This is a genomic window from Brachybacterium sp. P6-10-X1, from assembly GCF_001969445.1.
Taxonomy (GTDB): Bacteria; Actinomycetota; Actinomycetes; order Actinomycetales; family Dermabacteraceae; genus Brachybacterium.
The window spans coordinates 1,807,075-1,821,087 of record NZ_CP017297.1; the positions used below are offsets into that span (position 1 = coordinate 1,807,075).

The 14,013-nt window shown below is 71.6% G+C and carries 14 protein-coding genes; 9 read left to right on the forward strand and 5 right to left on the reverse strand.

Translation table 11 applies throughout. The features are described 5' to 3' along the window. Window positions 1–89: 89 nt before the first annotated feature. From BH708_RS08260 to BH708_RS08280, 5 genes are all read left to right on the forward strand, one after another. On the forward strand, window positions 90–302 hold the full coding sequence (locus BH708_RS08260; RefSeq protein ID WP_076808020.1) for a heavy-metal-associated domain-containing protein: 213 nt from the start codon (window positions 90–92) through the stop codon (window positions 300–302). Further along, window positions 299–937, forward strand: coding sequence for a YdhK family protein (locus BH708_RS08265; RefSeq protein ID WP_253705522.1), 639 nt, complete (start codon window positions 299–301; stop codon window positions 935–937). Before BH708_RS08260 ends, BH708_RS08265 begins: the two co-directional genes overlap by 4 nt. Before the next feature lie 66 nt (window positions 938–1,003). Further along, window positions 1,004–3,271: a heavy metal translocating P-type ATPase gene (locus tag BH708_RS08270; RefSeq protein ID WP_371329997.1), complete on the forward strand. Its 2,268-nt coding sequence runs from the start codon at window positions 1,004–1,006 to the stop codon at window positions 3,269–3,271. 171 nt (window positions 3,272–3,442) lie between these two features. Further along, window positions 3,443–3,742, forward strand: coding sequence for a metal-sensitive transcriptional regulator (locus tag BH708_RS08275; RefSeq protein WP_076811004.1), 300 nt, complete (start codon window positions 3,443–3,445; stop codon window positions 3,740–3,742). 178 nt (window positions 3,743–3,920) lie between these two features. Further along, the gene (locus BH708_RS08280; RefSeq protein WP_253705523.1) at window positions 3,921–4,487 is read left to right on the forward strand and encodes an acetyltransferase; all 567 of its coding nucleotides are present in this window, start codon (window positions 3,921–3,923) and stop codon (window positions 4,485–4,487) included. Between the two features lie 77 nt (window positions 4,488–4,564). Here the strand turns inward: BH708_RS08280 and BH708_RS08285 are convergent, their stop codons facing one another. Both BH708_RS08285 and BH708_RS19810 read right to left on the reverse strand, forming a co-directional pair. Next, window positions 4,565–6,310: a KUP/HAK/KT family potassium transporter gene (locus BH708_RS08285; protein WP_253705524.1), complete on the reverse strand. Its 1,746-nt coding sequence runs from the start codon at window positions 6,308–6,310 to the stop codon at window positions 4,565–4,567. Continuing rightward, window positions 6,307–6,645 carry a KUP/HAK/KT family potassium transporter gene (locus tag BH708_RS19810; RefSeq protein ID WP_157236112.1) on the reverse strand — a complete coding sequence of 113 codons (339 nt, stop codon included), beginning with the start codon at window positions 6,643–6,645 and terminating at the stop codon, window positions 6,307–6,309. Before BH708_RS19810 ends, BH708_RS08285 begins: the two co-directional genes overlap by 4 nt. 449 nt (window positions 6,646–7,094) lie before the next feature. Here BH708_RS19810 and purS point away from each other — a divergent pair, with 449 nt between their 5' ends. Both purS and purQ read left to right on the forward strand, forming a co-directional pair. Continuing rightward, window positions 7,095–7,352, forward strand: coding sequence for a phosphoribosylformylglycinamidine synthase subunit PurS (purS, locus tag BH708_RS08295; RefSeq protein ID WP_076808027.1), 258 nt, complete (start codon window positions 7,095–7,097; stop codon window positions 7,350–7,352). After that, window positions 7,352–8,077, forward strand: coding sequence for a phosphoribosylformylglycinamidine synthase subunit PurQ (gene purQ, locus BH708_RS08300; protein WP_076808029.1), 726 nt, complete (start codon window positions 7,352–7,354; stop codon window positions 8,075–8,077). The genes purS and purQ overlap by 1 nt, the downstream gene beginning before the upstream one ends. Before the next feature lie 208 nt (window positions 8,078–8,285). Here purQ and BH708_RS08305 read toward each other — a convergent pair whose 3' ends face one another. Next, the gene (locus BH708_RS08305) at window positions 8,286–9,539 is read right to left on the reverse strand and encodes a methyltransferase (RefSeq protein WP_083713396.1); all 1,254 of its coding nucleotides are present in this window, start codon (window positions 9,537–9,539) and stop codon (window positions 8,286–8,288) included. A gap of 11 nt (window positions 9,540–9,550) precedes the next feature. Then, the gene (locus BH708_RS08310; RefSeq protein WP_076808030.1) at window positions 9,551–10,597 is read right to left on the reverse strand and encodes a pirin family protein; all 1,047 of its coding nucleotides are present in this window, start codon (window positions 10,595–10,597) and stop codon (window positions 9,551–9,553) included. Between the two features lie 119 nt (window positions 10,598–10,716). Here BH708_RS08310 and BH708_RS08315 point away from each other — a divergent pair, with 119 nt between their 5' ends. Then, window positions 10,717–11,853, forward strand: coding sequence for a serine hydrolase (locus BH708_RS08315; RefSeq protein WP_076808032.1), 1,137 nt, complete (start codon window positions 10,717–10,719; stop codon window positions 11,851–11,853). A 181-nt stretch (window positions 11,854–12,034) separates the two neighbouring features. On the opposite strand, the gene BH708_RS08320 is transcribed toward BH708_RS08315, so the two are convergent. Beyond that, complete coding sequence (locus BH708_RS08320) at window positions 12,035–12,853, reverse strand: MerR family transcriptional regulator (RefSeq protein WP_076808034.1); 819 nt, start codon at window positions 12,851–12,853, stop codon at window positions 12,035–12,037. Between the two features lie 155 nt (window positions 12,854–13,008). Here BH708_RS08320 and BH708_RS08325 point away from each other — a divergent pair, with 155 nt between their 5' ends. Continuing rightward, window positions 13,009–13,983, forward strand: coding sequence for a nucleoside hydrolase (locus BH708_RS08325; RefSeq protein WP_076808036.1), 975 nt, complete (start codon window positions 13,009–13,011; stop codon window positions 13,981–13,983). The last annotated feature ends 30 nt before the right edge of the window (window positions 13,984–14,013 follow it).

Below are 14,013 nucleotides of genomic sequence, written 5' to 3' on the forward strand. Positions count from 1 at the left end.
GCACACCCTTGATGGAATACCGAGGAGGGGTATACGGTTGAGGTGACCGAGATACCCCTGGAGGGTATGCGACGAGGAAGGGACGCAACATGGCAGTCAGCGAGTACCAGGTGACCGGGATGACCTGCGGGCACTGCGAGATGTCGGTGCGCGAAGAGGTCGGCGAGGTTCCCGGCGTGATCGGCATCGAGGTCAGCGCCCAGACCGGCAGGCTCTCCGTGAACGGTGAGGACACACTGGAGGATGCGCAGGTCCTGGCCGCGGTCGAGGAGGCCGGATACACGGCCGAGCGGATCTCGTGAGGACGGGGACCAGGCTCGGCCTCTACGGGTCCGCACTGGTGGTGGCGTTCGGCGCAGCCTTCGGGGCCGCCGGCGCCGTCGTCCCCGACAGCGCCGTGGAGTCATGGACGCAGCAGAGCAGGACGAACGAGCACGGCACGGGAGACGCACCGATGGACACGCATGGGGAGGACCAGCAGGACGCCGGCGGCATGACCGGGTACGACCATCCCGCCGACGGCGGGGCGCCGCCCGAGGGCATCGAAGCCGCCGAGAACCCCGCCTACCCCCTGGGCACGACGGTGAGGTTGACCGCGGATCACATGCCGGGCATGAACGGCGCCGAGGCCACGATCTCCGGAGCGTTCACCACGACCGCCTACTCGGTCAGCTTCACCCCCACCACCGGCGGGGAACCCGTGACCGACCACAAGTGGGTCGTCCACGAAGAGCTGGAGAGCCCCGGTCAGCCACCGCTGCCCGACGGCACCGAGGTCGTGCTCGAGGCGGGTCACATGGCCGGCATGCAGGGCGCGACCGCGACGATCGACCACTCCACCCAGGAGACCGTCTACATGGTCGACCTCGCGACGGACGACATGACGATGACCAACCACAAATGGGTCCTCGAGAGCGAGATCCAGCCCGCGCGGTGAACCGCCGGCGCACGAACTGACGGCCCACGCCCGGGTCGCCGTGGCAGAGAACAGGAAGGGCATGCAGTGAGCACCCACTCCCCCGCGATCGCGGACGCCGGTATCGAGCTCGAGATCGGCGGGATGACCTGCGCCTCGTGCGCGAACCGGATCGAGAGGAAGTTGAACAAGCTCGACGGGGTCTCGGCCACGGTCAACTACGCGACCGAGAAGGCCAAGGTCACCGCCCCCGACGGGTACGACCCGCAGCTCCTGGTCGCCGAGGTGGAGAAGACCGGGTACACCGCCGCCCCCCCCGCCCCGCCGACGGATGAGGGCGGCCCGTCGGGCGACGCCGCGAACGACGACGCCGATCCGGAGCTGACCGCGCTGCGGCAGCGGCTGATCGGGGCGATCGTGCTCACGGTCCCCGTGATCGCGATGGCCATGATCCCGGCGCTGCAGTTCACGAACTGGCAGTGGCTCTCGCTCGCCCTGGCCGCCCCGGTGATCGTGTGGGCGGCGTGGCCGTTCCACAGAGCCGCATGGGCGAACCTCAAGCACGGCACCGCCACGATGGACACCCTGATCTCGATGGGCACCTCCGCCGCGCTGCTGTGGTCGCTGTACGCGCTGTTCTTCGGCACGGCCGGCGAGCCCGGCATGACGCACCCCTTCGAGTTCACCATCGCCCCCTCCGACGGGGCGGCGAACATCTATCTCGAGGTCGGGGCCGGGGTCACGATGTTCATCCTCGCCGGCCGCTACTTCGAGAAGCGATCCAAGCGCCAGGCCGGCGCCGCCCTGCGCGCTCTGCTCGAGCTCGGCGCGAAAGAGGTGGCCGTCCTCCGCGACGGCGCCGAGGTGAAGATCCCGACCTCCCAGCTGGCCGTCGGCGACGAGTTCGTCGTCCGGCCCGGGGAGAAGATCGCGACCGACGGGACCGTCTCCTCCGGCACCTCCGCCGTGGACGCCTCGATGCTCACCGGGGAGTCCGTCCCGGTCGAGGTCGCCGAAGGCGACGCCGTCACCGGTGCGACCCTCAACGCCGGCGGACGTCTCCTCGTGCGGGCGACCCGAGTCGGCTCGGACACGCAGCTCGCCCAGATGGCCAAGCTCGTCGAGGACGCCCAGACCGGCAAGGCCGAGGTCCAGCGCCTTGCCGACCGGATCTCCGGCGTGTTCGTCCCGATCGTGATCGTCATCGCGGTGATCGCGCTCGGGGCATGGCTCGGCGCCGGATTCCCGGCGGCGGCCGCGTTCACCGCCGCGGTCGCGGTGCTCGTCATCGCCTGCCCCTGCGCCCTGGGCCTCGCGACCCCGACCGCGCTCCTGGTCGGCACCGGTCGCGGCGCGCAGATGGGCGTGCTCATCAAGGGCCCGGAGGTGCTGGAGTCCACGCGCACGGTCGACACCGTCGTGCTCGACAAGACCGGCACCGTCACCAGCGGCACGATGACCCTGACCGACGTGATCACCGAGCCCGGCGTGGACCGCGACGAGCTGCTGCGCCGCGCCGGCGCGCTCGAGAACGCCTCCGAGCACCCGATCGCCCGGGCCATCGCCCGCGGCGCGGCCGAAGAGGTCGGTGCACTGCCGACTCCCGAGGGCTTCACGAACATGGAGGGCAAGGGCGTGCGCGGCAGCGTCGACCGCGCGACCGTGGTCGTCGGCCGCGAGTCGCTGCTGGCCGAAGAGTCCCAGCACCTCTCCTCCGGAGTCGCTGAGGCGAAGGCCCGGGCCGAGCGTGAGGGCAAGACCGTCGTCGCGGTCGGCTGGGACGGGCGGGCGCGCGGCATCCTCGTCGTCGCCGACACCGTCAAGCCCACCAGCGCCGAGGCCATCGCCGAGCTCAAGCAGCTGGGCCTGACGCCGGTGCTGCTGACCGGCGACAACCAGGCCGTCGCTCGCGAGATCGCTGCCGAGGTCGGCATCGACCAGGTCATCGCCGAGGTCCTGCCCACCGACAAGGTCGACGTCGTCGCCCGCCTCCAGAACGAGGGGAAGGTCGTCGCGATGGTCGGCGACGGCGTCAACGACGCCCCCGCCCTCGCCCAGGCCGACCTCGGCATGGCGATGGGCACCGGCACCGACGTCGCCATCGAAGCGGCCGACATCACCCTGGTGCGCGGGGACCTCCGCGCAGCGGTCGACGCGATCCGCCTCTCACGCCGGACCCTGTCCACGATCAAGACCAACCTGTTCTGGGCCTTCGCCTACAACGTCGCCGCAATCCCCGTCGCAGCGCTCGGCATGCTCAACCCCATGCTCGCCGGGGCAGCGATGGCGTTCTCCAGCGTGTTCGTCGTCGGCAACAGCCTCCGCCTGCGCGGCTTCACGAGCACCACGAAGTAACCCCGCCCCGCACCTCCCGCCACCGGAAGAGAACCCGTCATGACCACCGAGACCACCAGCTGCTGCACCACCGCCGACAGCGCTGCCCCGGACAACGGCCGCGAGAATCTCCTCGCCGAGTCCCCCTGCGCCGACAGCGACCCGGCCACCACCGCAGATGAGCAGGATCCCGTGGCCGGCGGCGAGCATCAGCACGGCTATATCAGCGACAAGCAGGCGTACCTCCGACGCATGAGCCGCATCGAGGGACAGGCCCGCGGCATCTCCAGGATGATCGACGAGGAGAAGTACTGCATCGACATCCTCACCCAGGTCAGCGCCCTCACCCGCGCTCTGCAGGGCGTGGCGACGGGACTGCTCGACGACCATCTGAAGCACTGCGTCCTCGACGCCGCCAAACTCGGTGACGACGCAGCCGAGATCAAGCTCACGGAAGCCAGCGACGCCATCGCCCGCCTCATCCGCTCCTGAGCCTGCGGACACCAGCCCGTCCGGGACGGGCCACACGGAGAGTCCGTGAGCGAGGAACGCCCCTCGCCTGCTGCTCGCAGTGGGTGGCGGAGAGCGCCCGGCCGCGCCCGAAGCGTCTGCAGACGCGAGTGAGGCCCGAGTCGACGTCTGGGCGACGTGCCCGGACCTGAGAGAACCGATGATCGCCCCGGACGCCCAGAGCGTGTTGCCCGACAGACGACGGCTGCGCGGGCGCCTGCCATCGCGTGCTCTCTGGGATGATTCCCTGATGTCGTCGCGAGAGAAACCCGCCATGCCCGCTCTGAGTCTTCGGCCGTCGACCGGGGCTGCGGAGTATCCCGCACTCGTTGCCATCTGGCGCAGCGCCGTGGAGGCGACGCACGACTTCCTCGCGGACGCTCACCGCCACGAGATCGAGAGTCACCTGCAGTCCGACTACTTCCCGGCAGTGACCCTCTCGGTCGCAGAGCTCGATGGTCAACCGGTGGGATTCTCCGGTGCTCTCGACGGGAATCTGGAGATGCTGTTCGTGGACGCGGCGCACCGTGGAGGTGGAATCGGCACGGCGCTTCTCGGCCATGCGATCACGGAGCACGGTGTCACCGAGGTGGATGTCAACGAGCAGAACGTCTCTGCTGCGGGCTTCTACGCGCACCGAGGATTCGAGGTCGTCGGTCGCAGCGAGACGGACGAGGCCGGTCGGCCGTACCCGTTGCTCCACCTGAGGCTCAAGGGGCCGTCCTGATCCGCGTATCCGCCACCCGAGCGCCCTCGGCGCGCTGCACGAAAGATGGCGGGACGGGGACGCGGGGAGGGGTGAGGCTACAGCTCCGTCTCTGCGCCCATGACGACGGTGCGGGTAGGTGGCAGGTGCAGCACCTGGGTGCGGTTGGCCGAGGCTCTCTCCAGCAGACGGAACAGGGATTTCTGCCAGCGGGGCATGCTCTTGTCCTGGCCGGGCTCGATGCGGAACACCGACAGGAAGTAGATCGCCGCCTCGGGGTCGACGTCGAGTTCGGGCACGGGACGAGGAGACGCGGCGCCGTCCGAGTCCGGTCGCGCATCCGCGCCCTCAGGGCTGCTGACGCTCTCGGTCTCACCGGCGTCGGCGCTGACATCGGCGCCTCCGACGATCTCGGTGTCGTCCGTGGTCTCGTGATCGTGTCCTGCGGCGTCCGTCGAGTCCTCGACGTCGGCCGTGCGGCGCTGGGCGACGGCGGCGCGCAGGGCGGCCGGCACGTCCTGGGAGTCGAGGAATCCGACACGGTAGGTGAGGTGGATGATGCCATCGGCGGGGTCTCCGAGGACATCGAGCACCAACCGGTCCTCATGGTGCACGCGCGGGACGCCCATGTGTTTCACCGTCACGATCACCACGTGCTCGTGCATCACCCGGTTCATCTCCACGCCGGTGCGCAGCGCCAGCGGCACGGTCGTCGGGTCACCGTGCGGGTAGACCGCGAGCCCCGGGACCCTCTGCGCAGAGCGAGCAGGACCGGTGACGAAGTCACCCACGGGTCCCTCCATGTCCCGGCGACGGCCGAACAGGATCCGCGAGCCGCGTTTCCAGGTGAGCATGATCGTGGTCAGCACGGCGGCGACCGCGAGGGGCAGCCAGCCCCCGGCGGGGACCTTCACGATCGTCGCGGCCAGGGGCACCAGTTCGAGTCCGCCGACAACGACCGCCATCGCCACCACCCGCCACAGCGACCAGCGCCGGATCCGCAAGGCGTACAGCAGGAACAGCGCCAGCACCAGGATGATCGTGGTCGTCACGGCAACCCCGTACGCGGCGGCCAGCGCCTCCGAGCGGCGGAAGGACAGCACCAGCGCGATCACGCCCACGAACAGCAGCAGGTTCACCCGTGGCACGTAGATCTGTCCTCCGTGCTCTCGAGAGGTCTGGCGAACGCCCAGACGCGGCAGCAGTGACAGCCGCGTCGCCTGCCGCGAGACCGAGAACGCACCGGAGATCACCGCCTGTGAAGCGATCACCGTGGCGCACGTGGCCAGGACCACCAGGGGGACACGGAGCGAGTCGGGAACCATCGAGAAGAACGGATTGACGATCGTCTCGGGGTGCGCGAGGACCAGAGCGCCCTGCCCGTAGTAGTTCAGCAGCAGCGCCGGCAGCACCAGGCAAGCCCACGCCAGCGCGATCGGCCGGCGCCCGAAGTGGCCCATGTCGGCGTACAGGGCCTCCGCACCGGTGATGGTCAGCACCACTGCGCCCAGCGCGATGAAGGCGACCAAGGGTCGGTCGAGGAGAAAGATGATCGCGTAGTGCGGGGAGAGCGCGCGCAAGATCGTCGGGTTTGCCAGCAGGTGCGGCAGACCCATCGCGGCCAGGGTCACGAACCACACCACCATCACGGGGCCGAAGGACTTCCCGATGCGCCCGGTGCCCCAGCGCTGCACGGCGAACAGCACCGTGAGCACGATCAGGGTGCCGGGCAGAATCACGGCGTTGGGCACGGACCCGGCCACTTCGATGCCCTCGAAGGCGGAGAGCACCGAGATAGCCGGCGTGATCAGTGAGTCACCGAAGAACAGCGCGGCGCCGATCACTCCCAGGACCAGCGCGACAGACGCCTCGCGCGGACCGACCCCCGGCCGACGCTCAGCTTGCGCAGCACCAGCGCGGTCAGCGAGAGGATCCCGCCCTCGCCCTGGTTGTCGGCCCGCAGGATCAGCCCGATGTACGTGACGGTGATGATGATCAGCAGGCACCAGGTGACCATGGAGACCACCCCGAGCACATCCGAGGGGGTGGGAGAGACGGCGTTGTGATGGAGACTGAAGACGGTCTGCAGGGAATACAGCGGACTGGTGCCGATATCCCCGAAGACCACGCCGAGCGCACCGACCATGGCCGCCGGCAAGGGCCCCTGCGTGCGGGGCATACCGCGATGGTCCAGCTGGCGGTGCTGGTGGTGGTGATGGACGACCCCGGGTCGCGAGACCTCGGGAGGTGCATCGTCATCGGAACCGTGAGAGGCAGTGCCCGCACGGCCGGCCGGAGTGATGTCATCGGACACCCGGGAGATTCTGCCACTGACTGCGACAGTGAGGACCGATCCACGGCGGTCCCGATGGCATCGAGAGGGCATCGAGATGGCATCGAGCGAACGATCCTCGGTCGATCGGCGCTCGGGGCCCCTCCGCACAGGACCCTCGGGACGCAGGGGACTGCCGCGATGGGCACTCCCCCGCCGGGCCCCCGCTTCTCGGTACGATGGCCGGGGTCGGCACCGAGATCGTCGGTGAGCCCGGGAATCCCTCCCGTCCCGTCCTGCAGAACGCACCCGTCCGGCCGCCCGCGAGCGGCCGCTGTCCTCCAGGAGAGCGCCCCATGCCCCGCGTCGTGGTCCATGTCATGCCGAAGCCGGAGATCCTCGACCCGCAGGGGAAGGCCGTCGCCGCGGCGCTGCCCCGCCTGGGATTCGAGGGGATCAGCTCCGTGCGCCAGGGCAAGCGGTTCGAGCTCGAGGTGGAGGGCGAGGTCACCGACGACGTGCTCGCGAACCTCCGCGACGCCGCCACCACCCTGCTGTCCAACCCGGTGATCGAGGACGTCACCGCCCTCGAGGTCGAGGGAGGCCGGGGTTGATGCGCATCGGTGTGGTGACCTTCCCCGGCACGCTCGATGACCGCGACGCCCTGCGGGCGGTGCGCCTGGCGGGGGGCGATCCGGTCGCGCTGTGGCACGGCGAGGACGATCTGCTGGACGTCGAGGCGATCGTGCTGCCCGGCGGTTTCTCCTACGGCGACTACCTGCGTGCCGGGGCGATCAGTCGCTTCGCCCCGGTGATGGACAAGGTGGTCGACGCCGCCAAGGGCGGGATGCCGGTCCTCGGCATCTGCAACGGGTTCCAGGTGCTGTGCGAGACGCATCTGCTGCCGGGGGCGATGATCAAGAACTCGCACCGTTCATTCCTCTGCCGCGATCAGCCGCTGCGGGTCGAGAACACCCGCACCGCCTGGACCACCGAGTACGAGCTGGACCAGGTCGTCCGGATCCCGCTGAAGAACCAGGACGGCCAGTACGTGGCCGATGAGCGGACGCTCGCCGAGCTGGAGGCCGAGCAGCGGGTGGTGTTCCGCTACACCGCGGGCGCCACCCACGGCCCCGCCGGCTTCGAGTCCAACCCCAACGGATCCCGGCACGACATCGCCGGTGTCACCAATGCCGAGGGCAACGTCGTGGGGCTGATGCCCCATCCCGAGCACGCCGTCGAGACCGGCTTCGGCCCCGACGAGCCCGGGGCGGGCACCCGCACCGGCATCGACGGATTGGGCATGTTCACCTCGGTGCTGCGCAGCCTGGTCGTCTGAGCGGCCCGACCATGGGGGGCGGGCCCCACAGGCCCGCAGGCACCGTCCACCGCCACGCACCACTCGATCAGGCACCCTGGGGACCGGTGCGTGGGCGCGCACCGGTTAACAGGGTGCCTGATGTCGTATCCGACGGAGCAGGCCGCGCATCCGACGGGACGGGCCACGCCCGACGGAGCACGTCGTGCCCGACCGTGCGGGCGGTTCCTCAGACCCGCTGCGCCGACAGCACGGTGAAGCGGCGGTCCCGGGCCCGCTGACGCACAGGACCGACGCGGTGCTCCACCTCGGTGCGGTAGCGCAGGTGGGAGTTGTGCACGAACCACAGCTCGCCGCCGGGCCGCAGCACGCGGGCGGCGGCGTCCAGCAGCCCCTGCACCAGGGTCGCGTCGACCGCGGTGCCGTCGTGGAAGGGTGGATTCAGCAGCAGCAGGTCGGCGCTGCGGTCGGCCACCCGGAACAGCGAATCGTCCCAGGCCACCTCCGTGTCCTCACGGTCCAGACCGTTCGCATCGAGGGTCGCCCGGGTCGAGGCGACCGCGTCGGCGTCGTCGTCGCTGCCCAGCACGTGCGCCGCCGGCAGCGCCGCAGCGAGGTAGGCCGTCAGCAGTCCGTTGCCGCTGCCCAGGTCGATCGCCCGGGCGATCGGTGCGGCCTCCGTCTCCGTCCGGCCGACCAGATGCCGGTCCAGCGCTTCCAGCAGCAGAAGGCTGCCGGCATCGGCCGTGGCGCCGCTGAACACCCCGCCGATCCCGCGCAGCTCGAGCGCCGAGCGCGTCCCGAGCATCGTGAGGTGGGCGACGCCGTGGCCTACCGGGAGCGGCGACAGCTCCTCACGCGGCGCGGCGGCCACGAGGGCGCGGGACTTGCCCAGCCCGCGGGAGGCGCGCACCTCGGCGAAGACGCCGCCGAGCACGACGTTCTGGGTGCGGGTCATGTGCTTCACGCGCGCTCCGGCCACCACCGTGACCTCCCCGGCCCGGGAGATCTCCACGGCGCGGTGCTCGAGATCGGCGAGCGACTTCGGCAGGCGCATCATGACCAGGTGCGGACGGGACGCGGCGGCGATCTCGGCGAGAGAGGCGGGCTGGTCGCCGCCCGGGACCTCCAGGTGGCCCGCGGTGACCTCCTCGGAGAAGCGGGCGCGCAGGGCCAGGGTGGTCGCATGCGAGACCGCCCAGGACACCACGGCCCCGCCGCCCCCGCGCCGGTCCAGCGCGGCGGCGGTGAGCTCGCCGGTGACGTCGTCGACCACCAGCACGGTGCCGGGCCCGCCCGGCCCGCCCTCCTCGGCGGCGGTCCGCAGGATCACGCGGTCGGTCTGGTCCGGCCCGCTCGGGGCATCGGCGGTGCGCGCGGTGTCGTCGGTGCTCGGCACCTCGGCGGCTCCGAGGTGACCGACGGTGTTCACATCGGTGGTGCCGGCGGCGCCGGCCGTGGCTTCGTCGTGCGGATGGGTCATCAGGTCCTCGGTCAGGGAGCGGGGTGGCCGACGCGTCCGCGGGAGCGCAGGCGCCCGTTCGGCATCGTCGGGGCGGGAAGGGCCGCCGGGGTGTGGGCGGCGAAGGGGCCGAACTGCTCGTCGTCCGGGCCGAGGCCGCCGCGCGCGCGGGCGATCTCGGCGATCGGGGCGTCCTCGAGGGCGAGCTCGACGCCGATCTCGGCCTGGTAGCGGGCCCGGAACTGCTCGATCTCCTCGTGGGTGCGGCCGACGAAGTTCCACCACATGATGATGTCCTCCTCGAGCGGCTCCCCGCCCAGCAGCATCACCCGCAGGTCCTCCTCCCCCTCGGCGCGCAGCACGAGGTGGTCGGCGCCGTCGGGCAGCAGGGCCAGGTCGCCGCGCTGCGCACGCGCCTCGTGCTCGCCGGGGCGCAGGTGCGCGCTGCCGCGGTCGACGAGCAGGCCATGCTCGTGGGCGGGATCCAGCTCGATGCGCAGCCAGTGCCCGGCGACGACGTCGATCTGAACCATGCTCAGCGCGGTGTCGGTGACCAGGGGGCTGACGTCCTCGAGCACGGCGCCGACCTCGTCGGCCGCCCGGAAGCGGCCCAGGCCGACCCGCACCCGTGCGGTCGTCGTCGCACGTTCGCACGGGGTGTGGACCGCGAACTCCTGGTCGCGGAACCGTGCCCGGTCCGGCAGCGCGTACCAGAGCTGGACGCCGTGCAGGATCGTGGTGTCGTTGGTGGAGAACTCCGAGTGGGTGATGCCGGAGCCGGCGACCATGAGGTCCACGTCGCCGGGACGGACCAGGGCATGGCTGCCGATCGAGTCGCGGTGGGTGATCGCGCCCTCGAACAGCCACGAGACCGTCGCCAGGCCGGTGTGGGGGTGGCGGGCGACCCGCATGCCCCCGCTCTCGGAGACGTCGTCGGGCCCGAAGTGGTCCGCGAAGCACCAGGCGCCGATCAGCGAGGTCCGGCGTGCCGGCAGCGTGCGGTGCACGGTCATGCCGCGGGGCCCGCCGAGCGGGACCGCCCGGGGCTCGAGCACGACCACGTCCTGGAAGGAGCTCATGGATCGAGTGTAGGGGCGCGCGAGGACGGTCGGTCCGGCTCCGACCCGGTCGCTCGTCCCCGGCCCTCGCTCCCGGTGGCCCTCTTCCCTCCCTGCCGTGGCCTGCGTACCGTGACCGCATGTCGACGCCGACCACCCCCGCCGCCCAGCTGCTGTCCCGCGCCGTCGCCGACGGCATCGTCCCGGGCGGGGTCATCGCCCACGGCCACGACCCGGAGCCGGTCGCCGTCGGGGCGATGTCCGTCGGCGGCCCGCCGATGCCCGCCGACGCGATCTTCCGCATCCAGTCGATGACCAAGCTGGTCACCACGGTCGCCGCGCTGCGCCTGGTCGAGCAGGACGTGCTCGCCCTCGACTCCCCCGTGGCGACCTGGCTGCCGGAGCTGGCCGCCCCGCGCGTGCTCACCCGCCCCGAGGCGCCGCTGACGGACACCGAGGCGCTGCGGACCCCGATCACCGTGCGCCATCTGCTGACGAACACCTCCGGCGTCGGCATGATCCTGGAGGACACCCCGCTGGCCCGGGAGATGACAGCGCGCGGCGTCGAGGCCGGCCCGCTGCCGTCCCCGCTCGGGGCCGACGATTGGATCGCCGCACTGGCGTCCCTCCCCCTGATCGGTCGGCCCGGCGAGGTGTGGCGCTACCACCACTCCTTCGGCCTGCTGGGGATCCTGCTGTCGAGGATCAGCGGCGGCCCGGCCGGCGACCATCTCGCCGAGACCCTGCTGGACCCGCTGGGCATGGCCGATACCGGGTACTTCGTGCCTCGGGAGAAGGCGAACCGCCTCCCCGCCTTCTACCAGGTCGACGGCGAGCAGCTGGTCGAGGCCGAGCCGCTCGGCGGCGGCTTCCACATCGGCGAGCCGCCCCACGACGTGAGCCACGGCGAGCTGCTCTCCACCGCCGGGGACTACCTGCGGCTGCTGCGGGCGCTGCGCGACGGGGAGCTGATCAGCCCCGAGCACCTGTGGATGCTGCGCTCCGACCAGGTGCCCGCGGCGGCGAAACGCCCCGAGGCCTTCTTCCCCGGCTTCTGGGAGCAGACCTCCTGGGGGTTCGGGTTGGCGGTGGTCACCGAGGGACCGCATCGGGGACGCGCCAGCTGGTCCGGCGGCGCGGGCACGGACTACTACCTCGACCCCGACGGCACCCTCGGGCTGCTGCTGACCCAGGTGGAGATGGGCGAGCGCATCGCGCCGCTGCTGAAAGCTTTCGGGGAGCTCTCCCCGTCGGTCGAGGGCAGCGCCCAGCGCTGATCACGCGGGGACGGATCCCGCCGGGTCCGCCGTGGATCCCGTCCGAGATCCCGCGGCGGCGAGGGAAGCACCAGCCTGGTGGCGCCTCGCTCGACGCCGCGGGGATGAGGGGGCGTCATGACCGCCGCGAGGCGGCCCCACCACCGCAACGACGGGTCGTCACGACGGCGGTGAGGCACCCTCACTCCCAGGTCGCGGTCTCCGGATCCACGCCATGGGCCCGGGCGTTCTCCTCGATCACCCGGCGCAGCCATGCGGCGAGCCCCTCGGCACGCTGGTCGTAGTGCGCGGCGAACCGCGGGTCCTCGGTGTACGTCCTCCCCAGCACGACCTGCTGCGAGAGCGAGCAGTCGTAGTGCCGGGCGATCGAGGCGCGATGGCGCTCGGCGAGCGCGTTCGCGTCCTCGCCGCCCGGCTCGACTCCGCGCGCGAGGGCGGCGGCGAGGTCCGCCTCGAGGGCGTCGATCTCGTCCTTGATCTCCTGCCACTGCTGTGCGTCCCGGTCGCGGGTGCGCGCAGCGGACTGCTTCCACGCGTCGGTGCCGCCCCACCGTTCGCGGGCCTCGTCCTGGTAGGCGGGGTCCCAGTCGGTGCCGAAGATGCGTGCCTGCTCCTCGGGGCTCAGGGAGGTGGTGGTCTCGTCGGTGGTCATGTCTGTCCTCTCGATCATCTCGTCGACGGCGGTCGCCGTCTTCTCGAGCCGGCGGATCCGCTCCTGCAGGAGGGTCCGCTGGCGCAGGAGGTGCTCGCGCGGATCGACGCCGGGATCATCGAGGATCCGGCCGATCTGGGCGAGCGCCAGACCGAGCTCGCGGTAGACGAGCACCCGGTGGATCCGGGCGATGTCGTCCGCGTCGTACAGCCGGTACCCCGACCAGCTGCGCCCACCGGGGCGCACCAGGCCGATGCCGTCCCAGTGGTGCAAGGTGCGGACGCTGACGCCGACCAGGTCGGCGACGCGCCCCACGGTGAGGTCGTCGTGCCCTGTCGTCTCGGTCATGGGGACCACCTTCCGGCCTGACGTCGCGTGAGGGTCAAGCGCTGCTCCGGGGCGCTCCGGACCGGTGGAGCGCGATCGGGTCGTGCCGCGATCCTCCCGCAGCCGCCGCGGCGGCACCAGCACGGCGCGGACCGTGCGCCCCGTACGCTGATCGCATGAGCCAGCCCGTCCTGATCGACTGCGACACCGGTATCGACGACGCGATCGCCCTGACCTACCTCGCCGCACGGTCCGAGGCCGAGATCGTCGGTGTGGTCTCCAGCGGCGGGAACGTCGACGTCCACGCCGTCCACCGCAACAACCGGGTGCTCACCGAGCTGCTGCGGCTCGAGGTGCCTGTCTGCCGCGGCGCGGAGTCACCGCTGGTGGCGGAGCCGATGACCGCGGGAGACACGCACGGCCCGACGGGCCTCGGTCATGCGCACCTGCCGGAGCCGACGCGTCCCGCGGATCCTCGCGAGGGGGCGCAGCTGTGGGTCGACGCCGCGCGGGAGCGCCCCGGGGAGCTCGTCGGCCTCGTGCTGGGGCCGCACACGAACCTCGCCCTGGCCCTGGAGCTCGATCCCGAGCTGCCCCGCCTGCTGAAGAGATTGCACGTCATGGGCGGGGCGATCAACCACCGCGGGAACACCGGCCCCACCAGCGAGTGGAACATCGCGGTGGACCCCGAGGCCGCGCAGCAGGTGCTCGCGGCCTTCGCGACGGCTCCGAGGCGTCCCGTGCTCGGCTCCCTCGAGGCGACCGAGACCGTGCAGTTCGGCCCGGAGACCCTGAGCCGCGTCGAGGACCTCGCCGGGCGCACCGGGCATCCGGTGGCGAGGATCCTGGTCGACGCCCTGCGCTGGTACTTCGCGTTCCACGAGGCCGACGGCTTCGGCTGGACGGCGCATGTCCACGACCCGCTCGTGGCCGCCCATGCGGTCACCGGCGACTTCGCGGGCACCCGACCGCTCACGGTGGACGTGGAGCTGGTCGGCACCCTCACCCGCGGCCAGACCGTGGGCGATGAGCTGGGCCGCTGGGGCCGCGCGCCGAACGTCGACGTCCTCACCGAGGTGCGGGCCCCGGCGCTGATCGAGCACCTGCTCGCGACGCTCGAGCACGGCCTGGACCGCCCGACGGGCGCCTGAGCCACTTCACCGAGCACGCCCCTCGGGCGA

What these genes read in the sequence shown, in the direction of transcription:
- BH708_RS08260 (WP_076808020.1), top strand. Translation starts at nt 90, where the DNA reads ATGGCAGTCAGCGAGTACCAGGTGACCGGGATGACCTGCGGGCACTGC.
- BH708_RS08280 (WP_253705523.1), top strand. Translation starts at nt 3,921, where the DNA reads ATGATCGCCCCGGACGCCCAGAGCGTGTTGCCCGACAGACGACGGCTG.
- BH708_RS19810 (WP_157236112.1), bottom strand. Translation starts at nt 6,645, where the DNA reads ATGCCCCGCACGCAGGGGCCCTTGCCGGCGGCCATGGTCGGTGCGCTC.
- purS (WP_076808027.1), top strand. Translation starts at nt 7,095, where the DNA reads ATGCCCCGCGTCGTGGTCCATGTCATGCCGAAGCCGGAGATCCTCGAC.
- purQ (WP_076808029.1), top strand. Translation starts at nt 7,352, where the DNA reads ATGCGCATCGGTGTGGTGACCTTCCCCGGCACGCTCGATGACCGCGAC.
- BH708_RS08305 (WP_083713396.1), bottom strand. Translation starts at nt 9,539, where the DNA reads ATGACCCATCCGCACGACGAAGCCACGGCCGGCGCCGCCGGCACCACC.
- BH708_RS08310 (WP_076808030.1), bottom strand. Translation starts at nt 10,597, where the DNA reads ATGAGCTCCTTCCAGGACGTGGTCGTGCTCGAGCCCCGGGCGGTCCCG.
- BH708_RS08315 (WP_076808032.1), top strand. Translation starts at nt 10,717, where the DNA reads ATGTCGACGCCGACCACCCCCGCCGCCCAGCTGCTGTCCCGCGCCGTC.
- BH708_RS08320 (WP_076808034.1), bottom strand. Translation starts at nt 12,853, where the DNA reads ATGACCGAGACGACAGGGCACGACGACCTCACCGTGGGGCGCGTCGCC.
- BH708_RS08325 (WP_076808036.1), top strand. Translation starts at nt 13,009, where the DNA reads ATGAGCCAGCCCGTCCTGATCGACTGCGACACCGGTATCGACGACGCG.